Annotated in this window: 19 protein-coding genes; 6 read left to right on the forward strand and 13 right to left on the reverse strand. The window is 72.7% G+C overall.

What is annotated here, in order from left to right; genetic code table 11:
- Positions 1-75: 75 nt before the first annotated feature.
- The 3 genes from J2S22_RS12790 to J2S22_RS12800 are packed head-to-tail and all read right to left on the reverse strand — an operon-like array spanning position 76 to position 1685.
- A complete protein-coding gene (locus tag J2S22_RS12790) occupies positions 76-312 on the reverse strand; it encodes a thioredoxin family protein (protein WP_272779141.1) in 237 nt (78 codons plus the stop codon).
- Between the two features lie 18 nt (positions 313-330).
- Positions 331-1386, reverse strand: a complete 1056-nt coding sequence (locus tag J2S22_RS12795) for a permease (RefSeq protein ID WP_272779140.1) — start codon at positions 1384-1386, stop codon at positions 331-333.
- Positions 1383-1685 (reverse strand): ArsR/SmtB family transcription factor, encoded by a 303-nt coding sequence (locus tag J2S22_RS12800; RefSeq protein ID WP_272779139.1) that lies wholly within the window; start codon positions 1683-1685, stop codon positions 1383-1385. Before J2S22_RS12800 ends, J2S22_RS12795 begins: the two co-directional genes overlap by 4 nt.
- Before the next feature lie 91 nt (positions 1686-1776).
- Here J2S22_RS12800 and J2S22_RS12805 point away from each other — a divergent pair, with 91 nt between their 5' ends.
- Together J2S22_RS12805 and J2S22_RS12810 are read left to right on the forward strand one after the other, a co-directional pair.
- Positions 1777-2655, forward strand: coding sequence for an arsenite methyltransferase (locus J2S22_RS12805; RefSeq protein ID WP_272779138.1), 879 nt, complete (start codon positions 1777-1779; stop codon positions 2653-2655).
- A 147-nt stretch (positions 2656-2802) separates the two neighbouring features.
- The gene (locus tag J2S22_RS12810; protein WP_307155832.1) at positions 2803-4581 is read left to right on the forward strand and encodes a PAS domain S-box protein; all 1779 of its coding nucleotides are present in this window, start codon (positions 2803-2805) and stop codon (positions 4579-4581) included.
- Positions 4582-4710: 129 nt separating this feature from the next.
- Here J2S22_RS12810 and J2S22_RS12815 read toward each other — a convergent pair whose 3' ends face one another.
- Together J2S22_RS12815 and J2S22_RS12820 are read right to left on the reverse strand one after the other, a co-directional pair.
- Positions 4711-4998 carry a hypothetical protein gene (locus J2S22_RS12815; protein WP_272779136.1) on the reverse strand — a complete coding sequence of 96 codons (288 nt, stop codon included), beginning with the start codon at positions 4996-4998 and terminating at the stop codon, positions 4711-4713.
- 398 nt (positions 4999-5396) lie between these two features.
- Positions 5397-5966, reverse strand: coding sequence for a nitroreductase family protein (locus tag J2S22_RS12820; RefSeq protein ID WP_272779135.1), 570 nt, complete (start codon positions 5964-5966; stop codon positions 5397-5399).
- Between the two features lie 261 nt (positions 5967-6227).
- Here J2S22_RS12820 and J2S22_RS12825 point away from each other — a divergent pair, with 261 nt between their 5' ends.
- Complete coding sequence (locus J2S22_RS12825; protein WP_284701335.1) at positions 6228-7238, forward strand: RgsD C-terminal domain-containing protein; 1011 nt, start codon at positions 6228-6230, stop codon at positions 7236-7238.
- Positions 7239-7415: 177 nt separating this feature from the next.
- On the forward strand, positions 7416-7790 hold the full coding sequence (locus tag J2S22_RS12830; RefSeq protein WP_272779133.1) for a c-type cytochrome: 375 nt from the start codon (positions 7416-7418) through the stop codon (positions 7788-7790).
- 6 nt (positions 7791-7796) lie between these two features.
- Here the strand turns inward: J2S22_RS12830 and J2S22_RS12835 are convergent, their stop codons facing one another.
- The 5 genes from J2S22_RS12835 to J2S22_RS12855 all read right to left on the reverse strand — a co-directional run bounded on the left by J2S22_RS12835 (position 7797) and on the right by J2S22_RS12855 (position 11983).
- A complete protein-coding gene (locus J2S22_RS12835) occupies positions 7797-8021 on the reverse strand; it encodes a hypothetical protein (protein WP_272840486.1) in 225 nt (74 codons plus the stop codon).
- A gap of 9 nt (positions 8022-8030) precedes the next feature.
- Positions 8031-8615, reverse strand: coding sequence for a hypothetical protein (locus tag J2S22_RS12840; RefSeq protein ID WP_272840487.1), 585 nt, complete (start codon positions 8613-8615; stop codon positions 8031-8033).
- Positions 8616-8834: 219 nt separating this feature from the next.
- On the reverse strand, positions 8835-9041 hold the full coding sequence (locus J2S22_RS12845) for a hypothetical protein (protein WP_272779130.1): 207 nt from the start codon (positions 9039-9041) through the stop codon (positions 8835-8837).
- 80 nt (positions 9042-9121) lie between these two features.
- The gene (locus tag J2S22_RS12850) at positions 9122-9496 is read right to left on the reverse strand and encodes a hypothetical protein (protein WP_272779129.1); all 375 of its coding nucleotides are present in this window, start codon (positions 9494-9496) and stop codon (positions 9122-9124) included.
- A 165-nt stretch (positions 9497-9661) separates the two neighbouring features.
- Positions 9662-11983, reverse strand: coding sequence for a YadA family autotransporter adhesin (locus J2S22_RS12855; RefSeq protein ID WP_272779128.1), 2322 nt, complete (start codon positions 11981-11983; stop codon positions 9662-9664).
- Positions 11984-12127: 144 nt separating this feature from the next.
- Between J2S22_RS12855 and J2S22_RS12860 the strand changes: the two genes are divergently transcribed.
- Positions 12128-13021, forward strand: coding sequence for a hypothetical protein (locus J2S22_RS12860; RefSeq protein ID WP_272779127.1), 894 nt, complete (start codon positions 12128-12130; stop codon positions 13019-13021).
- A 64-nt stretch (positions 13022-13085) separates the two neighbouring features.
- On the opposite strand, the gene J2S22_RS12865 is transcribed toward J2S22_RS12860, so the two are convergent.
- From J2S22_RS12865 to J2S22_RS12875, 3 genes are all read right to left on the reverse strand, one after another.
- Entirely contained in the window at positions 13086-15578 is a 2493-nt protein-coding gene (locus tag J2S22_RS12865; protein WP_272779126.1) for a YadA family autotransporter adhesin, read from the reverse strand.
- A gap of 179 nt (positions 15579-15757) precedes the next feature.
- Positions 15758-18973: a hypothetical protein gene (locus J2S22_RS12870; RefSeq protein ID WP_272779125.1), complete on the reverse strand. Its 3216-nt coding sequence runs from the start codon at positions 18971-18973 to the stop codon at positions 15758-15760.
- Between the two features lie 375 nt (positions 18974-19348).
- Entirely contained in the window at positions 19349-20242 is an 894-nt protein-coding gene (locus tag J2S22_RS12875; RefSeq protein WP_272779124.1) for a LysR family transcriptional regulator, read from the reverse strand.
- Here J2S22_RS12875 and J2S22_RS12880 point away from each other — a divergent pair.
- Positions 20199-21467 (forward strand): glutamate cyclase domain-containing protein, encoded by a 1269-nt coding sequence (locus J2S22_RS12880; RefSeq protein ID WP_272840567.1) that lies wholly within the window; start codon positions 20199-20201, stop codon positions 21465-21467. The two genes, J2S22_RS12875 and J2S22_RS12880, sit on opposite strands and share 44 nt — an antisense overlap.
- The last annotated feature ends 1 nt before the right edge of the window (position 21468 follow it).

Below are 21468 nucleotides of genomic sequence, written 5' to 3' on the forward strand. Positions count from 1 at the left end.
GGAAATGTTGTGCGCGTCAAGATCGCCGGGCCGCGACGGGGCCCGGCGACCAGCCGGGAAATGGCAAAACCGCCGCTAGGCGGCGAGCCAGCGGGCGACGTCCTCGGGCTTCGGCAGCCCGCCGGCGTGCACGACCTTGCCGTCGATCACGATGCCCGGCGTGGCGGCGATGCCGAACCCGGCGATCGCCGCCATGTCGGTGACCTTCTCGACCGCGACCGCGATGCCGAGCCGGTCGGCCTCCTGCTGCACCATCTCGGCGGTGGCGGTGCAGCGCTTGCACCCCGGTCCCAGAACCTTGACATCCTTCATGGACGAGACTCCCGAAAATCACCCGAACAGGGCGTTGAACAGATAGCCGACCGCCAGGATGCCGAGCCCGACGACGCCGACGAACACGGCGATCAGGCGCACGGTGAGCACCTTGCGGAGGATGACGAGCTCCGGCGCCGACAGCGCGATCACGCTCATCATGAAGGCGAGGGTGGTGCCGAGCGCGGCGCCCTTGCCGAGCAGGGCCTCGACCACCGGCACGATGCCGGCGGCGTTGGAGTACATTGGAATGCCGAGGGCGACGGCCGCCGGCACCGACCACCAGGCGTCGCGGCCCATGATCGCGGCGAGCAGGGTCTCGGGCACCCAGCCGTGGATGAAGGCGCCGACCGCGATGCCGGCGATCACCCAGGGCCAGACCCGGCCGACGATGTCGACCACGGCCTCGCGGCCGGCGTCGATGCGGTCGGCGAGCGTCAGGGTGGGCGCCTCGACGGCGGCGGGCGCGACGCGGAGATCCCGCACCCAGGGCTCGAGCCAGTCTTCGAGCTTCAGCCGGCCGATGACGGCGCCGGCCACGATCGCGAGCATCAGCCCGAAGCCCAGATAGGCGAGCGCCACCTGCCAGCCGAGCAGGGCGAACAGCAGGCCGAGCGCCACCTCGTTGACCATCGGGGCGGCGATCAGGAACGAGAAGGTGACGCCGAGCGGCACGCCGGCCGAGACGAAGCCGATGAACAGCGGCACGGCCGAGCAGGAGCAGAACGGCGTCACGATGCCGAGGCCGGCGGCCGCGACATTGCCGACGCCCTCGCGCCGGCCGGCGAGCAGCGCGCGGGTGCGCTCGGGCGAGAAGAAGCTGCGCACCACGCCCATGGCGAACACCACCAGGGTGAGCAGCAGCAGCACCTTCGGGGTGTCGTAGAGGAAGAAGGCGAGGGCCCGGCCGGGCGGGGCCTCGGCATCGAGCGGAAGCTGCCGGACGATCCATTCGGCCGCCGGCAGCAGGCTCGCATAGACGGCGGCCCAGAGGAGCAGGAGGCCGGCGAGAAGGGCGATCCGCGGTCCGGTCGCCCGGGGCAGGGCAGGCCGGCCGGGCGAGGCGGTGCTCATGCGGCGCTCCTCTCCTGTGCGGCGGGGGCCGGCAGCGCCAGCGCGGCGTCGACCAGGGCCGCGACCTCCGGCGACAGCGTCCGGGTGCGGCGATAGCGCACCCACTGGGCGTCGCGCCGGTCGGTCACCAGGCCGGCGCTCTTGAGCACCCCCATGTGGCGCGACATCCGCGACTGGCTGGCGCCGACGAGGCGCATCAGCTCGCAGACGCAGTGCTCGCGCCCGTCCCACAGCAGGCGGACGGCGGCGAGACGGGTCGGCTCGGCGAGGGCGGTCAGGATCGTGAGGGCGTCGCTCATGGGTGAATATTACTCCTTGCGCATATGCGCGCAAGCGCAAATACTGCCGGCCGCGCCGCCCCCGTCCCGGACCCGCGCCCAGGAGAGCCCGATGACCCAGCCCGACCCGCACAGCCCCGACGTGAAGGACGTGGTCCGCGAGACCTACGCGGCCGCTGCCCGGCAGGCCGCGTCCGGGCGCAGCGCCTGCTGCGGCCCGTCCGGCGCCGGCGGCTGCGACCCGATCACCACCGATCTCTACGACGCGGCGCAGGCCGAGGGGCTGCCGGCGGAGGCGCTGCTCGCCTCGCTCGGCTGCGGCAACCCGACCGCGCTCGCCGCGCTGAACGAGGGCGAGACCGTGCTGGATCTCGGCTCCGGCGGCGGCATCGACGTGCTGCTGTCGGCCCGCCGGGTCGGCCCGACCGGCAAGGCCTACGGCCTCGACATGACCGACGAGATGCTGGCGCTCGCCCGCGACAACCAGCGCAAGGCCGGCCTCGACAACGTCGTGTTCCTGAAGGGCGAGATCGAGGCGATCCCGCTGCCCGACGCCGCGGTCGACGTGATCATCTCCAACTGCGTCATCAATCTGTCGGCCGACAAGGACCGGGTGTTCCGCGAGGCGTTCCGGGTGCTGAAGCCGGGCGGCCGCCTGGCCGTCTCCGACGTGGTGACGCGCGGCGCCATTCCGGCGGCGCTGCAGGCCGACATGCTGCTGTGGGTCGGCTGCCTCGCCGGCGCGCTCGACGAGGCCGACTACGTGGCGCGGCTCGCCGCGGCCGGCTTCACGGCGATCTCCATCACGCCGACCCGCGTCTACGAGGTCGAGGACGCGCGCGACCTGCTGGTCGGCAGGGGCCACGACGTCGATGCGCTGGCCGAGCAGGTCGACGGCCGGTTCTTCGGCGCCTTCGTTCGCGCCGAGAAGCCGGCGCCGGACCGTGACGTCGGGGCCGGCCCCTGCTGCGGGCCGACCTGCTGCGCGTGATCTGTCGACAGTCCTCGGCGGGCCACCTGTCCTGCGGCGCCGTGACGCCGTGACGCCTGTCCCGGCGGGCGCGGACGTTTGTCGCGGCCGGGAACCGCGCTATCGTGTCCGCCGCACCGCCGGCCGGCCGGCGGTGCGAAGCGAGGCGTGGACCGATGGCGAATGGACGACGTGCCGCCTGACCAGGACGATCAGCTTCGGCTCGCCGTCGAGGCCGCCGGTCTCGGGGTCTTCACCCTCGATCTCGCCACCGACAGTGCGCCGAACCGCTCGCTGCAACACGACCGGCTGTTCGGCCATGCGGCGCTGCAGCCCGCCTGGGGGCAGGCGATCTGCGAACGTCACGTGATCGAGGAGGACCGGCCGCGGTTCCGCGACGCCTTCGCGGCGGCGCTCGAGACCGGCGTGCTCGCGGTCGAGCTGCGGGTGCGCTGGCCGGACGGGAGCGTCCACTGGCTGGCGCTGCGCGGCCGCACCCGGGCGGGTCCGGACGGACGGCCGGCCCGGATCGTCGGGTCCGTCGCCGACGTCACGGCGCAGAAGGGGGCCGAGCTGCGCCACCGGATGCTGCACGAGACGATGCGCGACGCCTATGTGCTGGTCGACATGGACGGGCACATCGTCGAGACGAACGCGCTGTACCGGGAACTCGTCGGCCACACGGCCGCGGAGCTCGCGGCGCTGACCTATCAGGATCTCACGCCGGAGCGCTGGCACGCCGCCGAGGCGGCGATCGTCCGCGAGCAGGTCCTGCCGCGCGGCCATTCCGACGTGTACGAGAAGGAGTATCGGCGCAAGGACGGGACGCTGGTGCCGGTCGAGCTGCGCACCGCGCTGGCCCGCGACGACGCCGGCCGGCCGATCGCCATGTGGGCGATCGTGCGCGACATCGGCGAGCGCAAACGCACCGAGGCGCAGCTCCGCCGCGGCTACGAGACCTATCTGGACCTGATCGAGAACGCGCCGTTCGGCGTCTATCTGATCGGCGACGATTTCCGGCTCGCCCAGGTGAGCGCCGGCGCCCGCAAGGTGTTCGGTTCGGTGACGCCGCTGATCGGCCGCGACTTCGCCGAGGTGCTGCGGATCGTCTGGTCCGAGCCCTTCGCCAGCGAGGCGATCGCCCGCTTCCGCCACACGCTCGCGACCGGCGAGCCGTTCCGGGCCCACGACACGACCGAGACCCGCGGCGACATCGGCGAGGTGGAGTCCTACGACTGGCAGATCGAGCGGGTGGCGTTCCCCGACGGACGCCACGGCGTCGTCTGCTGGTTCTACGATCTCACCGAGCGCAAGCGCTACGAGCAGCGCATCGAGCTCCTGATGCACGAGGTCAACCACCGCTCCAAGAACATGCTGAGCCTCCTGCAGGCGGTGGCGCGGCAGACGGCGGCGAGCTCGCCGGAGGAGTTCCTGTCGCGCTTCACCGAGCGCATGCAGGCCCTCGCCGCGAGCCTCGATCTGCTCACCGGCAGCGGCTGGACGGGCGTTCCGCTCGACGAGCTGGTCCGGGCTCAGCTCGCGCATTTCCGCGACAGCGTCGGCCGCCGCATCCGGCTCGACGGCGAGCCCGTGGTGGTCTCGGCCACGGCGGCCCAGACGATCGGCATGGCGCTGCACGAGCTGGCGACCAACGCCGGCAAGTATGGTGCGCTGTCGGGCGAGACCGGATGGGTCGCGGTGCGGTGGGGCCTGCGCGGTGACTCCGGTGCGCCGGACTTCTCCATCGCCTGGACCGAGCACGACGGCCCGCCCGTCGTCCCGCCGACCCGCAAGGGCTTCGGCTCGGTGGTGATCGACCGTCTGGCACGCGGCGCCCTCGACGCCGACATCGCCCTCGACTACGCGCCCGGCGGCGTCGCCTGGCGGCTCACCTGCAAGGCCGCCGCCGTGCTGGAGCCGGGATCGCGGCCGGGCCCGGCGCGCTGAGGCCGGGCATGAAGCTGGCGCCGGGCATGAAAAGAGGCCGGCGCGGGGCGCCGGCCTCTCGGGCGAGATCGCGGTGACGGGCCGCGACGCGGGGGCGAAACCGCGCCGCGGCGGCGCCTCGCGCTCCCGTCAGTAGTCGATGCCGCCCTTCGCCTGATCGTGACGGTCGGGGGCCGACAGGCTCGAATAGCCGGTGCCGTGGTAGCCGTAGCCCTGGGGCGCCCAGGCATAGGCGCCCCAGGCCGCCGACGGCACGCCCGGCGCCGCGGCGTAGGCGCCCCAGGCCTGCGGGGCCGGACCGACATCGCGGGCGGCCTGTCCCTGGCCGCGGCTGGCGGCGAGCGCGCCCGTGGCGGTCGCGACGGTCAGGACGGCGGCGAGGGCGAAGCGGGCGGGGGTGCGGACCTTGATCGACATGGTTGTTGGTCTCCGATCGTTCGGCGGCGCAGACGGATGAGGTCGCCACCGTGGGAGGGTCTTCGTTGTCCGTCGCGGCCTGATGTGCGGTGCGGCATGCGGCTTCGCCAATCAACAAAAGGTGTCCCGCGACGACGTTGAAAGACGCCTGAGGCAGAATATGGAGCCGCGGAAAGATGGCGAATCGTATTCGTCGGGCGGCCGAAGATGTCGAAACCTCGGCACTGGGATGGCGTCTGCTTGCTGCGGTGCAAATACGCTCGTGCGTGGCCGCAATCCCGGCCCGAATCTCGGATGCCGACGCGCGACGACGGTCGACGACACGGAGTCGCAAAGGGCGACGACGCCCGGCCGCGCGACAGCGCCCGGCGCCGCCGCAGGCCGGTGCCGGCGTCCCGTCAGGCCTCGAAGCGGGTGACGATGTCGGCCAGCGCCGGGCGGGCGCGATCCTCGGGCGTGCCGGCGAAGCGGCCGATATGGACGAAGCCGATGAAGCGCTCGTGCTCCTCCAGGCCGAAGGCGCGCATCACCTGGGCGTCGTAGGCGAACCACTCGGTCAGCCAGCACGCGGCATAGCCGAGCGCGTGGGCGGCGAGCAGCAGGTTCTGGGCCGCCGCGGCGCCGGAGAGCTGCTGCTCCCAGGCCGGGATCTTCTGGCTCTCCACCGGGCTCGACACCACGGCGACCACGACGGGCGCGCGGGCGAGCCGGTTGGTCTCGAAATAGATCTGGTCGCCGCTGGCGTCCGGATACTTGGCCGCATAGGCCGAGGCGATGGCGGCGCCGGCCTCCTCGCGGTGGTCGCCCTCGAAGACGATGAAGCGCCACGGCACCAGCTTGCCGTGGTCGGGCACCCGCGCGGCGATGCCCAGCATGGTGTCGAGATCCTCGGCGGTCGGCGGCGGACCGGAGAGCTGGTCGGGCTTGACGGAACGGCGGGTCTTGAGGAGCGCGAGGGCGTCGGTCATGTGGGGAAACTCTCCCGTGGCGCGGTAATGGAAACGGCCGTCCGGCTACCATACGCAGGACAGCCGATAAAGGCCGCGCGGCATGAAATTGCCTCAAAGTGCCGCCTATCTGACTCGATGGGCAGGGCAGGGGGTGGCTCGATCCGATTCGTGGGCGGTTTCACCCGCGTCGCCATGGGCGTCGCGGCGGTGCTGACGCTCGCCTGCGCGGCCTCGCCGGCCGCCGCCCAGAACCGCCCCGAGCAGGCGATCGTCGGCGCGATGCAGCGCTTCGTGAACTCGCTGCCGTTCGGCGGCCTGCTGTCGCCCTCCCAGAACCAGAAGTCGCCGCCGCCGGGCCTCGGCCTGATGTCGCCGCCGGGCGGCGTGCCGGGTCCGGCTCCGCTGCCGGCCGGGCCGCAGCTCCAGTCGCTCGCCCCGGCGCCGGCCGGACCGGTGGCGCCGCTGCCGCTCGGCCCCGGGCCGCAGCTCTCCGTCCCGCCCGCCGCCGCGACGATCTCGCCGGCCGTGCCGCGCGACGTGCCGCTCTCGCTCGCCGCCCGCTACGGCCGCGACAGCGCGCCCGTGAACGGCGGCGTGGTGTGGCGCGTCTACGCGGTGCGGCCCGACATCACCGGCGCGTTCCGGCCGCTGCGCGAGGACCGCACGCCCACCCCGAATCTGGCGCTGCCGCCGGGCGACTACGTGGTGCACGTCGCCTTCGGGCTCGCCAGCGCCGCCAAGACGGTGTCGCTGCGCAACGAGCCGGTGCGCGAGGTGTTCGACCTGCCGGCCGGCGGCGTGCGCATCGAGGGCCGGGTCGGCGACGCCCGCATCCCGCACGGGCAGATCGCCTTCGACATCTTCAGCGGCAGCCAGTTCGAGACCGGCGACAAGCGCCAGGTCGCCTCCGGCATCGCCACCGGCGACGTCGTGGTGGTGCCCGAGGGCACCTATCACATCGTCTCGAACTACGGCGACTCGAACGCCGTGGTGCGCTCCGACATCAAGGTGCAGGCCGGCAAGCTCACCGACGTGACGGTGACGCACCGGGCCGCCGTGATCACCCTCAAGCTGGTCGGCGAGCGCGGCGGCGAGGCGCTCGCCAACACCAGCTGGACCGTGCTGACGCCGGGCGGCGACGTCATCAAGGAGACGGTCGGCGCCTTCCCGCGCGTCGTGCTGGCGGAGGGCGACTACCGCGCCATCGCCCGCAACGAGGGCCGCACCGTCGAGCGCGAGTTCAAGGTCATCACCGGCGTCGACGGCGAGATCGAGCTTCTGGCCCGCTGACCGGGCCCTGGCCCGATGGCAGGCTGGCCCCGCTGATCGGGCGGCGGCGCCGTCGTGGACCTTCGCGGAACCCGCGAGATGCCGATTTCACGCGACAAGGCGCCGGCTTCGCGCCATCCTGGCAGATGGAATTGCCACTCGCGACTTTTGGCCGCCGTGCCGACTTCGGGATTGCCCATGCCGCTGCGTCGTCGTTTCGCGCCCCTCGCCCTCGCCGTTCTGCTCGCGTCCGTCGCCGGGCCGGCGCCGGCCGAGTGGCTGTTCGCGCAGGGGCAGGGGCCGCGTCCGGGCGTGGCGTCGCCGGCCGATCCGGCCCGCGGCGCCGCGATCGCGCAGCGCTGGTGCGCCACCTGCCACGTCACCGCGGTCGACCAGACCCAGGCGACCGGCGAGGCCACGCCGTTCCCGAGCATCGCCCGCCGCAACACGTTCGACGCGGCCGCCCTGGCGCTGTTCCTGCTCGACCCGCATCCGCGGATGCCGGACATGAACCTCACCCGCGCCGAGGCCGCCGACCTCGCCGCCTATGTCCGCAGCCTGGCGCCGAAGTGACGGTGGTCAGCGCGGCCGGATGGGCCCGACCACGTCGTAGATCACCGGCACGCCGTCGATCGTCTGCGGCAGCGCGGACGAGTCGGCCGGCCGACTGCGCAGATTGACCTTCAAGGCGGGATCGGCGCCGGACAGCCCGATCCCGAGCCCGACCACGTCGACATCTTTCGGTGCCACCTCGGCAAACCGTTTCTTGGCTCGGCGCACGGCCGCGATCTTGCTGTCGTCCATGAGAGGCATCTAGGGACTCGCGAGCTCGATCGCCAGCTTGCGGAGGACGGGTCCGATCGGATTGGCATAGGTGAGCCCCCGGCCGTTCGTGCCGCCGGTGTCGCTCCCGGCGAACAGAAGCGCACAGCCGCGGCCGTCGCGGTCGAGGATCAGCGAGCCGGAATCGCCACCTGCGCTGAATGGACCGCGCCCAGTCGACTCGATCTCGATCTGATCGTCGAACGACAATGCTCCGGCGTCGTAGTCGACCACCACATTGTCGAGCTCGATCGCCGTGACCCGCCCCCGCGTCGTGCCTGTCGTCCGGCCGAGCTTGGCGACCTCGACGCCCGGCAGCAGCGGCGCGACACGCGGTCCCGCCAGACGGCCGAGATCATGGTAGTCGAGCGGGTCGACTGCGATCGCCCGCCGGACCTCCGCCACCGCGGCGTCCATCACGTTGGCCGTCCGCGGCTTCAACTTCACGAACCTCGTGAGCTTGGCGACGACGTCACCCGGGCGGTGCCCGCCATCGTAGGCGCCCGGCTGCAGGATGGCGTCGCCCGCCTCCGCGTCGTTCTCGTTGGCGAGAACGTGATTGTTGCTCAGGATCACGGTCCGGCCGGATCGGCGGTCGATCGCGAGGGCACCGATGGTTCCTGCCGTGATCCGGAGGTGGCCGACTGACGCTCCGGCGACCAGGGGGCGAACTCTGGACTGGTACCAGGGTCGCTTTTGACGGATCACGCGGCCGACGAAGCGGATGTCGACCTCGTTTCGCGCGCGCTTGCGGATGCGGTCGATGAGATCCTCGGCGGCCTCGAGGGAGCGGCGCTACAGCCGCACCGCGAGCGTCACGTCGCCGGCGCCGCGTCCCGCCGCCAATCCGAGGGCGAGCTGAGGCTCGACGCCGGTTCGTGCCTTTTCGAGCGAAAGGACAGTCACCGAGAGCCCGCCCTGTGCCCGGATGGCCTCGATGGCTCCGGGCACGATCCGGGTGGCGATCTCCGCTTTCAAGGCGCGCGCCGAGTCGATCTTCACCGGGGCCCCTCCTTCGGAAGGGTCTCATCGTGCGCGTAAAAATAGAAAAAGTCACACCCTCGCGTCGACGGCGCGCGCTCTCACCGCAGCGGGGCGGCGGGGGGCGGGCCGGCGTTCGGCGGGCGTCGCGGCGGGGCGCCGTTCGGCGGCGGCGCAGGCGGACCCGCGGCCATGCAGCTGATCGAGCCGATGCTGGCGGGCCCGTACTGGACGTAGCCGGACTGGGTCGGCGCCGAGTGCGGCACGTTGATCGGCAGGTACAGGTAGCACACGGTGCCGTCGGCCGGATCGCGCCAGCGCTGGATCACCGTGTCGGCGAGCGGCCCGGCGAACTGTCGCTCGAGCTGCATGCGCGGCATCTTCGACCACTCCGCCTGCTGGGCGGTGGCCGGGACGGCGGCCGTCGAGACGACGACGGCACCGAGCGGAGCAGACAGACGCTTCAGGACGTGCACGGGACCTCGGGGATTGTCACGTCGCCGGCCGCGCGAACCGTCTCGCCGCGGGACAGGCGACTGCACCTGCAACTCGAACGTTCTCGCCGGCCGGCTCGGACCGCCCGCCGGTCGAAAAATCTACCGCATGCCTCCGGGCGCGCAACCGGGCCACCGTGTCGCGGCTCAGTTCAGCGTCAGCGACGCGCCGGCGACGACGCCGTAGTCGCTCACGTCCGGCGCGCCCGAGAAGGCGGCGTTGACACGCCAGCGGTCGCTCACCGCGTAGCCCAGTCCGACGGCGAGACCCGACTGGCCGCGGTAGTGGCCGAACGCGGCGGCGAGCGACGCCTTGCCGGGCCGGTTGTCGTAGCGCAGGCCGGTGGCGGCGAGCGCCAGCGCCGTGCCGGAGCGCGCCTCGCGCTGGTTGTCGTCCACCCGGGTCTGCAGGCCGGAGACCTGGCTCTGCAGGCCGGCGATGCTCGAGCCGAAGCCGGCGGTCGCGGCCTGGAGCTGGGCGACGTTGACGGCGTCGGTGGCGTTGACGCCGGCGGCCACGTTGGTGACCCGCCGCTCGCTGCCGCTGGCGCCGACCGACACGGTGTTCGCCTCGCTCGCCACCGAGCCGGCGCCGAGCGCGACGCTGTTGGCCGCCGTCACGGTCGCGCCGTTGCCGATGGCGGTGCCGTTGGCGACCGTCGCCGACGCGCCGGGGCCGACCGCGGTGCTGCCCGCGCCGGTCGCCACCGCGTAGTCGCCGAAGGCGGCGCCGCCATTGGCGGCCGAGGCCGCGGTGCCGACCGCGACCGAGCCGGTGGCGCTCGCCCCGGTGCCGATCGCGATGGCGTTCTGGCCGGTCGACGCTGCGCCGAGCCCGATGGCGAGCGCGCCGGCCGCCGAGGCCAGCGCATTGGTGCCGATCGCCACCGCGTTGTCGCCGCTCGCCGTGGCGCCGCTGCCGGCCGCCAGCGACGCGGTGCCGGAGGCGGTCGAGGCGGCGCCCAGTGCGGTGGCACTGGTGCCCGAGGCGGTCGCCGACGGCCCGAAGGCCGCGCTGTTGGTGCCGGACGCGGTGCTCGAAGCGCCGACCGCGGTGGCGCCGTTGCCGGCCGCGCTCGCCCCGCCGCCGATCGCCACCGCCTCGCTGCCGCCGGCCGAGGCGGCCGCCGCGCTCGAATTCACCGCCGTGTAGGCGGAGGCGGCGGCGAGCGTGGTGATCTGGGTCTGCAGGCTGGTCGTGGTGGTCTGCAGCGCCGTGACCGAGGTCTGTAGCGCCGTGATGTCGGTCGCGTAGGTGGCGAGCATGGTGCCGTAGGAGGCGAGGGTGGTGCCGTAGCCGGACAGCGCGGCGTCGACCGCGGCGAAGCTGTCGGCGATGGTCGCGTAGGCGGTGCCCTGGATCGTGTAGCTCGCCGCCGCGATGGTGCCGTCGGCGTTGAGCGTGGTACCGAGGATCTGCGCCATGGTCGCGTTGGTGCCGTAGAGCTGCTTCCCCGTCACCGCGTCGGTCGAGCTGGCCGACAGCCGGCCGTCGGCGACGTTGACGATGCGCCGCTCGGTGCCGGCCGCGCCGACCGACACCGTCTCGGCCTCGTCGGCGATCGAGTTGGCACCGATCGCCACGCTGTTGTGACCCGTGACCGTGGCCCGCGCCCCGATCGCGACGGCGTTCTGCGTCGTGGCCGCTGCCGTGGTGCCGAACGCGATGCTGTCCTGTCCGCTGGCGTAACTCTGGCGTCCCATCGCGAGGGCGGAGTCTCCCGCGGCCACGGCGCTGCTGCCGACCGCCACGGCAGAGCTCGCGCTCGCCGACGCGCTCGCACCGATCGCCGTGCTGACGTCTCCGGTGGCGAAGCTGTAGCTGCCGAGCGCCGTCGAGGCGAGGCCGGACGCCGTGTTGCCGGCCCCGAGCGCCGTGGACCCGAGCCCGGATGCGACGGCGCTGGCCCCGAAGGCGGAGCTGGAGTCCGCGCCCGCCGTCGCGCTCGCCCCCATCGCGGTGCCGCTCGCCTTGGCGCTGCTGCCGCTGCCCACCGCGACGCCGAAGGCGCCGGTGACGCTCGCGGCGTTGCCGAGCGCCACGCCGCTGAAGCCCTCGTCGCTGACCCGCGACCGGTTGCCGATGGCGATGGCGTTCGCCGCCCCGGAGTCGACGAAGGCGGCATTGCCGGCCCCGCTCGCCGAATTGCCACCGATGGCGATCGAGTTCGCCGCGTTCGCCTGCGCATTGGCTCCGGTCGCGGTCGCATAGTTGCCGTTCGCCACCGCCTGCGGCCCGCAAGCGGTCGAGGCGGTCCCGGTGGCCGTCGCGGCGTAGGCGTTGCCATTGGCATCGACACAGGCCAGCTGCGCCGCGGCGCCGTGCGGCAGCGCCGCCACGGCGATCACGGCGGCCGAGGCGAGCAGGGCGCCGCGGCCCATCGCCCGGCGCCGCCGCCGGCCCGCCGTGCCGCACAGGCCCGCGATCGTGCTCCGGGCCGTCGCCTGTCGCCAGCAGTCCGTCGCCATGCCGAGACCCTCGTGCCCGAACCCGAGGGTCCCACCTGTTATGCCCGCGGGTGGTCCGGCAATTGTGGAATTTTGGGTGGATTTGCTAGCCTGACGGGATAAGGGTGGGTGTATGCCATTCATTGTACGTCGGTGAAAATACCAATGACGTTCGGGGTTTCTCCCTCCGCGGTCGCCGCCATGCGGGCCCGTCCGGGGTTCTCGGCGGGGATGCGGACCCATGCGAACGGCGTCGTCGCGTTGTTTCGCGGCAACACGGTCCTGAACCTGCTGATGAACGACCGCGCCCGTGCGCTGTTCATGCTGGTCGCGCTGTACCTCCACCACCACGGCGGCGGCGATGGCCGGCCCGGCCTGACGGTCGGCGCCCTGAAGGACATGTGCGTGAAGCTCGCCTTGTGCAGCCGCGGCCGCTGCGAGGCGATGCTCGCGGTGCTGCGGGCGGCGGGCTATCTCGAGCCGGCCGCGGACCCCGATCGCCGCCGCCGTCTGCTGGTGCCGACCGAGCGGCTGCTCGACCTGCAGAAGAAGCGGTGGGAGGCGCATTTCGCGGCGCTGGCCGAGGTGGTCCCGGCGGCATCCCGGTTCTCCGCCGCGCTCGCCCGCCCGGAGTTCGTGCCGGCCTTCGTCGGCGCCCTCGGCGAGCCCTATATCGCGGGCTTCCGGCTGCTGCAGCACGCGCCCTGCCTGGCGTCCATCTCGGACCGCAACGGCGGCATCCCGGTGCTGTTCGCGCTCGCCCTCGAAGGTCCCGAGGACGGCCCGTTCCCGCCGACGGAACCGGTCCGGCTGTCGATCAACGCGCTGGCGACGCAGTTCGGCGTCTCGCGCAAGCACGTGCTCACCCTGCTGCGCGAGCTCGAGGCCGGCGGCCTGCTGGTGCGCGGCCCCGAGCCGGACCGCGTGACCTTCCGGCCGCCGCTGCGCGAGGGCCTCGAGCTCCTGACTGCCACCATCTTCGTGTTCTTCGTGCAGGCCGGCGAGCGGGCGCTCGCCGCGATCGGCGACACCGCCGTCGTCGTCGAGCCGGCGATCTGATCACGTCGCGGCGCCGGCGCCCGGCGACGCGGCCCGACCTCGGCCTGCCGCGGACACGATCCGGTCAGAACTCCACCGCGACGCCGCCGCGGGCGATGTGCTCGGCGCCGCCCGCATTGGCGTAGCTGCCGTGCACGATCAGCGGCACCGTCGTGTTCAGCCGGTGGGCCAGGGCGACGCCGAGCGCCGTCTCGCCGTGGAAGTGGCTGGTGTTGAGCGACATGGTCGTCCGGCCCGGCGCCGACGGGGTCATCGCCACGGCGAGCGCGGCCGCGCCGGCGATGCCGCGGCGGGCCTCGCGCTGGTTGTCGGTGATCTGGCTCTGCAGGCCGGCGACCTGGGTCTGCAGGCCCGTGATGGTCGAGCCGAAGCCGGCAGTCGCGGCCTGGAGCTGGGCGACGTTGACGGCGTCGGTGGCGTTGACGCCGGCCGCCACGTTGGTGACCCGCCGCTCGCTGCCTGCGGCGCCCACCGACACGGTGTTGGCCTCGCTCGCCACCGCGCCGGCGCCGAGCGCCACGCTGTTCGCCGCCGTCACGGTCGCGCCGCTGCCGATCGCGGTGCCGCTGGCCACCGTGGCCGAGGCATTGGGCCCGACCGCCGTGCTGCTCGAGCCGGTCGCGACCGCGAAGTCGCCGAAGGCGGCGCCGCCATTGGCGGCCGCGGCGGCGGTGCCGACCGCGACCGAGCCGGTGGCGCTGGCGCCGGTGCCGATCGCGATGGCATTGGCGCCGGTCGACGATGCGCCGAGCCCGACGGCGAGCGCGCCGGCCGCCGAGGCGAGGGCGTTCGAGCCGATCGCCACCGCGTTGTCGCCGCTCGCCGTGGCGCTGCTGCCCGCCGCCAGGGAGGCGACGCCGGATGCCGATGCCGACGCCCCGAGCGCGGTGGCGCTGGCCCCGGACGCGGCGGCGGAGGCGCCGTAGGCGGCGCTGTTGGTGCCCGACGCGGTGCTCGCCGCGCCGACCGCGGTGGCGCCGTTGCCGGCGGAGCTCGCCCCGCCGCCGATCGCCACCGCCTCGCTGCCGCCGGCGACCGCCGCCGCGGCGCTGGAGTTGACGGCCGTGTAGGCGGAGGCCGCGGCGAGCGTGTTGATCTGGGTCTGCAGGCTGGTGGCCGTCGTCTGCAGCGTCGTTACCGAGGTCTGCAGCGCCGTGATGCTGGTGCCGTAGGTGGCGATCGTGGTGCCGTAGCCCGAGAGCGCGCTGTCGACCGCCGCGAAGGTGTCGGCGATGGTCGCGTAGGCGGTGCCGCCGATCGTGTAGCTCGCCGCCCCGATGGTGCCGTCGGCGTTCAATGTCGCGCCGAGGATCTGCGCCATGGAGGCGTTGGTGCCGTAGAGCTGGCGACCCGTGACGGCATCGGTCGAGCTCGTCGACAGCGTGCCGTCGCCGACATTGACGATCCGGCGCTCGTTGCCGGCCGAGCCGACCGACACCGTGTCGGCCGCGGTGGCGAGCGAGCCGGCGCCCAGAGCCACCGAATTGCTGCCGCTCGCCACCGCGCCGGTGCCGATCGCGGTGGCGCTCGCCGCCGTCGCCTGGGCGGTGGCGCCGAGTGCCGTGGCGCTCGCCGCATTGGCGCGCGAGGTGGTGCCGAGCGCGGTCGCGTTGGTCTGCCCGGCGGCGGTCGCGCCGGCCTGGGCGCCCTGGCCGATCGCCGTCGTGTTGTTGTTGGTGAAGGCGTTGCTGCCGCTGGAGTCGTAGCCGGCGAACGCGTTGTACCCGACGGCGCTACTGTTCTCCCCGGCGGCCCGCCCGTTGCTGCCCAGCGCGGTGCTGCCGAACGCCGAGGCCGCGCTGCTGACGCCGACCGCCGTCGAGGCGAGGCCGGAGGCGGTCGAGCCGGCACCGGCCGCGATGCTGTTGCCGCCCGAGGCCGTGCTGCCGACGCCGAGCGCCGTGGAGCCGCCGCCGGACGCGATGCTCGACGCGCCGAAGGCAGAGGCGTTGATGGCATTGGCGCGCGACTCGGCGCCGACCGCGGTGGCGTTGATCTGGCCCGCCGCCGTCGCGCCGGCCTGGGCGTCGCCGCCGATCGCGGTCGCGTTGTCGTTCTCGTAGGCGCTCCCGGCGGTGCCGCCGGCTTTCGAGAGATAGCCGACCGTGACGGAGTTGGCGCCGCGGGCGATCGTCTCGCCGGGTGCGCTGGCGACGCCGCCGATGGCGATGGCCCCGGTGCCGGTGGCCGCCGCGCCCGAGCCCAGCACGGTCGAGTTCGCGCCCGGCGTGACGTAGCGGTTGGCGTCGACGCCGATGGCGGTCGATCCCGACGCGCTGGCGTTCGAGTTGGCGCCGATGGCGATCGAGAAGTCGCCGCTGCTGTTGGCATTGAGGCCGTAGGCCGTGCTGCCGTTGCCGGTGGCGATGGAGCCGGTGCCGCAGGCGAGCTCCGCGGTGGCCGTGTACTGCAGACAGGTGATCGGCGTGCCGGTGCCGCCGACCGTCTGAGCCGCTGCCGGGACCGTCAGCGGACCCGCCAGGCACGCGCAGCTCGCCAGCAGGGCCGCATCGATCGTTCTGGCGCCCCGCCGCCCCCTTCCAACCGTCGTCCGCATCGTCCCCCCGCACCACTCCGGCGCGCCGAAGCGCATCCGCCTAGACCGGTACGACGAGAGTAATCCATCCCGGTACCCGCGTGTGTTGCGGCGAGGCGACAGCCGCCTGCTATCTGTGATCTGCGACCGGCCAATATTCGCGTTTTGCGGTATTGAAATACGGGGTGATGCCGAGCGGCTCAGAACTCGCCGCCGAGCCCGACGTAACCGGTGTGATCGCGGCCGCCGCCGTTACCGTAGCCCGCCACGATGGCGAGCGGCGTCGTGGTGGTGAGCCGGTGCGCCATGCCGAAGCCGACCCCGAACTCGCCGTTGAAGGTCGCGCCGCGCACCTGCCAGGTGGTCCTGCCGGCCGCCGACGGCATCGGGGCGCTGGCGGTCGCCACCGCGGCGGCGACGCCGCGGCGGGCCTCGCGCTGGTTGTCGGTGATCTGGCTCTGCAGGCCGGCGACCTGGGTTTGCAGGCCGGCGATGGTGGAGTTGAAGCCGGCGGTCGCGGCCTGGAGCTGGGCGACGTTGACGGCGTCGGTGGCGTTGACGCCGGCCGCCACGTTGGTGATCCGCCGCTCGCTGCCGCTGGCGCCGACGGACACGGTGTTGCTCTCGCTCGCGACCGAGCCGGCGCCGAGCGCGACGCTGTTGGCCGCCGTGACGGTCGCGCCGCTGCCGATGGCGGTGCCGTTGGCGACCGTCGCCGACGCACTGGGGCCGACCGCGGTGCTGCCCGCGCCGGTCGCCACCGCATAGTCGCCGAAGGCGGCGCCGCCATTGGCGGCCGCGGCGGCGGTGCCGACCGCGACCGAGCCGGTGGCGCTGGCGCCGGTGCCGATCGCGATGGCATTGGCGCCGGTCGACGACGCGCCGAGCCCGACGGCGAGCGCGCCGGCCGCCGAGGCGAGCGCGTTGGTGCCGATCGCCACCGCGTTGTCGCCGCTCGCCGTGGCGCTGCTGCCCGCCGCCAGGGAGGCCATGCCGGAGGCGGTCGAGGAGGCACCGAGCGCCGTCGCGCTGGTGCCCGAGGCGGTCGCCGACGCGCCGAAGGCCGCACTGTTGGTGCCCGAGGCGGTGCTCGAAGCGCCGACCGCGGTGGCACCGTTGCCGGCCGCGCTCGCCCCGCCGCCGATCGCCACCGCCTCGCTGCCGCCGGCCGAGGCGGCCGCCGCGGTCGAGTTGACGGCCGTGTAGGCGGAGGCGGCGACCAGGGTCGAGACCTGGGTCTGCAGCACCGTCACCGAGGTCTGCAGCGTGGTGATGCCGGTGCCATAGCTCGACAGCGCCGCGTCGATGGCCGCGAAGCTGTCGGCGATGGTCGAATAGGTCGTCCCGGCGATCGTGTAGCTCGGCGTCGCGATGGTGCCGTCGGCGTTCAGCGTGGTGCCGAGGATCTGCGCCATCGTGGCGTTGGTGCCGTAGAGCTGGCTGCCCGTCACGGCCTCGGTCGAGGCCGCCGACACGGTGCCGGCCGCGACGCCGGTGAGGACGCGGCTGCCGTCGGTGCCGGTGAAGTCGACCGAGCCGCCGCCGGTCGTCGCCGCCACCGTGATGGTCTTGGTGGTCGCATCCTGCTGCACCAGGCCGATGGTGCCGCCGGTGATCTGCGAGGTCAGGCCGGTGAGCGAGGCGTCGACCGCCGTGAAGGCCCCGGCGACGCTCGTGTAGGCGGTGCCGCCGATCGTGTAGCTCGCCGCCGCGATGGTGCCGTCGGCGTTGAGCGTGGTGCCGAGGATCTGCGCCATCGTGGCGTTGGTGCCGTAGAGCTGCTGGCCCGTCACGGCGTCGGTCGAGGTCGCCGACAGCGTGCCGGCCGCGACGTTGACGATCTTGCGCTGATTGCTGCTCGAGCCGACCGACACGGTGTTGGCGACGTCGGCGACCGAGCCGGCGCCGAGCGCGACCGCATTGGTGCCGCTCGCGGTGCTGCTCGCGCCGATCGCCGTGCTGTTGGTGCCGCTCGCCTCGCTTCCGGTGCCGAAGGCCGTGGCGTACTGCGCCGTGGCCGAGCTGGCCCATCCCACCGCGGTCGCCCACGGCCCGGAGGCGTTGGCGTCAGAGCCGATGGTCGTCGCGTACATGCCGCTCGCCGTCGCGTTGAAGCCGATCGCGATGCTGCTGTCGCCCGAGGCCAGCGCTCCGCCGCCGAGCGCGGTCGAGTAGCCCCCCTTCGCGGTGGCGGCCCAGCCGACCGCGGTGTCCCAGCTTCCGGCGGAGCTGTCGTTTCCGAGCGCCGTCGCGTAGCTGCCGCTCGCCTTGCTGTTCGTCCCGTAGGCGGAGGCGTAGGAGCCCGCCGCGGTGCTGTCGTAGCCGGTCGCGGTCGCCCCCGTGCCGCTCGCGGTGCTGCTCGCGCCGAGCGCCGTGCTGTTGGCGGCGCTGGCCGAGCTCCAGGTGCCGTAGGCCGAGGCGAGCTGCCCCGCCGCCGAGCTGGTCGATCCCGCCGCGATCGCCCACGACCCGGTGGCGGTCGAGAACGGGCCGACGGCTGTCGCCTCGTAGCCGCTCGCCGTCGTGTAAAGGCCGATCGCGATGCTGCTGTCGCCCGAGGCCACAGATGCGCTGCCGAGCGCGGTCGCGGAGCTCCCACTCGCGTTGGCGGATCCGCCGACCGCAGTTCCATAGTCCGTGGCGCTGCTGTTGGACCCGAGTGCCGTCGAGGAGGTGCCGCTCGCATTGCTGTTCGTGCCGTAGGCGGACGCGTAGTTGCCGCTGGCGGAGCTGCCGGAGCCGGACGCGATCGCGTAATCGCCGGTCGCCGTCGCGCCGCGGCCCAGCGCGAGGCTGTTCGCACCGCTCGCCGAGGCCGTGTACCCGAACGCCGCCGCGTAGTCGCCGCTCGCCGAGGCCTCGGCGCCGACCGCGGTGGCGCCGACGCCGCTCGCCGTGCTCTGGGTCCCGTAGGCCGTGGCGTAGCTCGCCAGGGCCGCGCTCTTGTAGCCGGACGCGATCGAATCCGCGCCGGTGGCCTGGGCGAAATATCCGACCGCCGTCGCATAAAAGGCGCTCGCCGTGGTCGAGGCACCCAGGGCGGTCGCGTATTCGCCCGAGGCGGCGCTCTCGGATCCGACCGCCGTCGTATAGGTTCCGCTCGCCGCGCTCTTGTAGCCGGCCGCCACCGCCGCCGCGCCCGAGGCCTGGGCATAGGGGCCTAAGCTCGCCGAGACGTTGCCGCTCGCCACCGCCGAATAGCCGCAGGCGATCGAGGCGATGCCGGTGGCCGAGGCACCGCCGTTGTCGCCGTTCTCGTCGGCGCAGGCCATCTGGGCCGCGGCGGCGTGCGGGAGCCCGGCCACCGCGACCACGGCGATGGAGGCGAGCAGTACCAGACGTCGCTCCACCGATCGCTGCCGGCCGCCGACCCGGCAGCCGCTGCCGGTCGACGTGTTCTCCAACTCGCGGCTCATGAGACAGTCCCCTCGCACCCCGTATCGGGTTCTACTTTTCGGCTTCGGGAGGGGCCGGCAATTGTGGAATTTTGGGCGGGTTTTTGCGTCGGTCGCACCGCAGGGCCGTCACCGCATCACGGCTAAGTCGTTTGCGGACGATCGGTTTGCGCCGTCACGAGACAGCGGTGAAACATGCGATCGGGCAGCTCCGCCGCGCGATCGCACCGGCAGCGTTGCCTCCCCGCCACACGGCGTCCAGCGGCAGGACGGGTCTCGGACGCGAATTTTTGCAAATGGCCGAGGTCGACGGCGTCCGTGACCTCGTCGCTGGTCGCCCCTCGGTGGGATGTCGCTCGCCGGGACGCCGACATCGCCGAAAAGGCGTCGTCGGATTCAGGCGTCCGGCGCCGTGTTCCTCAGGCCGAGCCGAAGACTGCGCAGGTCGGCCGCGACCACCTGCCGGAGAATGTCGACGAACTGGAGGGCCAGCCGGGAGCGCTCGTCGCCCGGCGGATAGACGGCCGAGAACTCGAACGGCAGGCCGGGCTTGAACCGGCGGATCTCCACCTGATCACGTCCCGGTCCGAGCACGGCGAACGGATCCGTTATGGCGAGGCCCAGTCCGGCGGCCACATAGCCGACGACCGTGGAGGAATAGAGCGTGCCGAGACGGATGCGCGGCCGCACGCCGGTCGCCCGTAACGCCTCCTCCACCCGCAGTCGCAGCAGACTGCTGCTGCCCAGCGAGACGAAATCCTCGCCGTCGAGGTCGCGGACATGGATCACCTTGCCGCGGGCCAGCCGGTGGCCGCGCGGCATCACGCACACCGCCTCGACGGCGGCGAGTGGCGTGTGGGCAACGTCGGCGCGGTCGGCCGGGATCGAGCTCAGCCCGAGATCCAGCTGCCCGTGGCTCACCATTTCGACGATGTCGAGCGAGCTGTCGGAGTGGATCGAGACGGTGACGTCGGGATGGCGACCGAGAAAGGCCTGCACGGCGCGCGGCAGGCAGCCGGTCGACAGCGTCAGCATCGCGCCGATCCGCAGATGGCCGGTCCTGAGCTCGCGGATCGCCCGCGCAGCCTCGCGGATGTGCGCCACGCCACTGAAATAGCGCTCGACCTCACGATGGAGCTGACGAGCCTCGGCCGTCGGTGAGATGTGGGTGCCGGAGCGACGGAACAGCGGCAGGTCGAGCTCGATCTCCAGGTCGCGGATCAGCCGTGTCACGGCTGGTTGCGAGATGGTCATCAGCTTGCCGGCGGCGGTCATGCTGCCTGTCAGCATGACTGCTCTGAAGGCTTCGATGCGACGAAAATTGAGCGGACGCTGCATAAGTTTTCATCATAACATTAGAGCATTCACCGATACGAACATTGTATTCGACATTATTCGAGGCCGTCACGACAATTCCGTTCTCGCACCCGCCGGGGTTCGTGAGAGGGTACGAAAAGGAATTGCCGACATGCCGGATATCTCGGGAGAGTACATCGATCGCCTGGTGACGGTGGAGATGCGCAACCGCGCCATGAACCACAACATCGTCCGGCAGATCTATGACGAGGCGCGGCGAGAAGGCGGCGGCCGGCCGATCACCACGCGGGTCGCCGAGGCGCTGATCGCCGCCGTCAGGCCGGGCGACACCGTCCTCATCACGGTCGGCGCCGGTTATGCTCCGGAAGTGCCGAACGGAGAAAGCGACGGCCCGCCCGGCGGGGCCGTGCTGGCGCGGGCGCTCTACTGGGGCCTGAAGGCGGTGCCGGTCTACGTGACGGAGCGCTGTCACGAGCCGCCGATGCTGGCGTCGAGCCGCGCCGCCGGTCTGATGATCCGCGACTACGATCTGTGCAAGACCCGCCGCCTCGGCGCGGCCAGCGTGACGGCGCCGGAACGCCAGGACGAAGTCGGCCCGTGGGCCCGCAAGCTGTTCGACGACTACCAGCCGAAGGCGGTCGTCGCCATCGAGCGGCTCGGGTCCAACGAGCACGGCTACATCAACTATTCGACCGGTGTCCGACCGGAGAACTGCGTCGACCTGAAGCCCGTCTTCGAGGAGGCCGCGGCGCGCCGCATCGTCTCGATCGGCATCGGCGACAACGGCAACGAAATCGGCTTCGGGCGCATCCATCCGTTCATGAAGAGGTTCCACCCCTACGGCAGTCGCACGCAATACTGCGACGACGCCGGCGCCGTCACCACCACGGCGACCGACATCCTGCTGCCCGCCTCGGTGTCGAACTGGGGCGCCTACGGGGTCGCGGCGATGCTCGCCGTGCTGCTCGATAATCCCGAACTGATTCACTCCGCCGAGATGGAGCGCCAGATTCTGACGGCGTGCCTCGATGCCGGTGGCTGGGAGATGCGCTACTGCTCGTCGCGGTTCATCGTCGACGGGATCGAGGGCGAGGCTTCGATGGCCTTGGTCCGCCTTCTGCGCGAACTGGTGCGGCTCAACATCGCCAAGCCCGATCGCGGTCTCTCCCACGGCGTCTACGAACCGCAAGGAACATGAC

The sequence above is a fragment of the Rhodoplanes tepidamans genome, from assembly GCF_030813915.1.
GTDB classification, from domain to species: domain Bacteria; phylum Pseudomonadota; class Alphaproteobacteria; order Rhizobiales; family Xanthobacteraceae; genus Rhodoplanes; species Rhodoplanes tepidamans.

Bases quoted from the DNA above. Each gene is read 5' to 3' on its own strand.
- J2S22_RS12870 (WP_272779125.1), bottom strand. From the start codon at position 18,973: ATGAGCCGCGAGTTGGAGAACACGTCGACCGGCAGCGGCTGCCGGGTC.
- J2S22_RS12855 (WP_272779128.1), bottom strand. From the start codon at position 11,983: ATGGCGACGGACTGCTGGCGACAGGCGACGGCCCGGAGCACGATCGCG.
- J2S22_RS12875 (WP_272779124.1), bottom strand. From the start codon at position 20,242: ATGCTGACAGGCAGCATGACCGCCGCCGGCAAGCTGATGACCATCTCG.
- J2S22_RS12795 (WP_272779140.1), bottom strand. From the start codon at position 1,386: ATGAGCACCGCCTCGCCCGGCCGGCCTGCCCTGCCCCGGGCGACCGGA.
- J2S22_RS12830 (WP_272779133.1), top strand. From the start codon at position 7,416: ATGCCGCTGCGTCGTCGTTTCGCGCCCCTCGCCCTCGCCGTTCTGCTC.
- J2S22_RS12800 (WP_272779139.1), bottom strand. From the start codon at position 1,685: ATGAGCGACGCCCTCACGATCCTGACCGCCCTCGCCGAGCCGACCCGT.
- J2S22_RS12880 (WP_272840567.1), top strand. From the start codon at position 20,199: ATGGTCATCAGCTTGCCGGCGGCGGTCATGCTGCCTGTCAGCATGACT.
- J2S22_RS12790 (WP_272779141.1), bottom strand. From the start codon at position 312: ATGAAGGATGTCAAGGTTCTGGGACCGGGGTGCAAGCGCTGCACCGCC.
- J2S22_RS12805 (WP_272779138.1), top strand. From the start codon at position 1,777: ATGACCCAGCCCGACCCGCACAGCCCCGACGTGAAGGACGTGGTCCGC.
- J2S22_RS12865 (WP_272779126.1), bottom strand. From the start codon at position 15,578: ATGCGGACGACGGTTGGAAGGGGGCGGCGGGGCGCCAGAACGATCGAT.
- J2S22_RS12835 (WP_272840486.1), bottom strand. From the start codon at position 8,021: ATGGACGACAGCAAGATCGCGGCCGTGCGCCGAGCCAAGAAACGGTTT.
- J2S22_RS12820 (WP_272779135.1), bottom strand. From the start codon at position 5,966: ATGACCGACGCCCTCGCGCTCCTCAAGACCCGCCGTTCCGTCAAGCCC.
- J2S22_RS12860 (WP_272779127.1), top strand. From the start codon at position 12,128: ATGACGTTCGGGGTTTCTCCCTCCGCGGTCGCCGCCATGCGGGCCCGT.
- J2S22_RS12815 (WP_272779136.1), bottom strand. From the start codon at position 4,998: ATGTCGATCAAGGTCCGCACCCCCGCCCGCTTCGCCCTCGCCGCCGTC.
- J2S22_RS12825 (WP_284701335.1), top strand. From the start codon at position 6,228: ATGCAGCGCTTCGTGAACTCGCTGCCGTTCGGCGGCCTGCTGTCGCCC.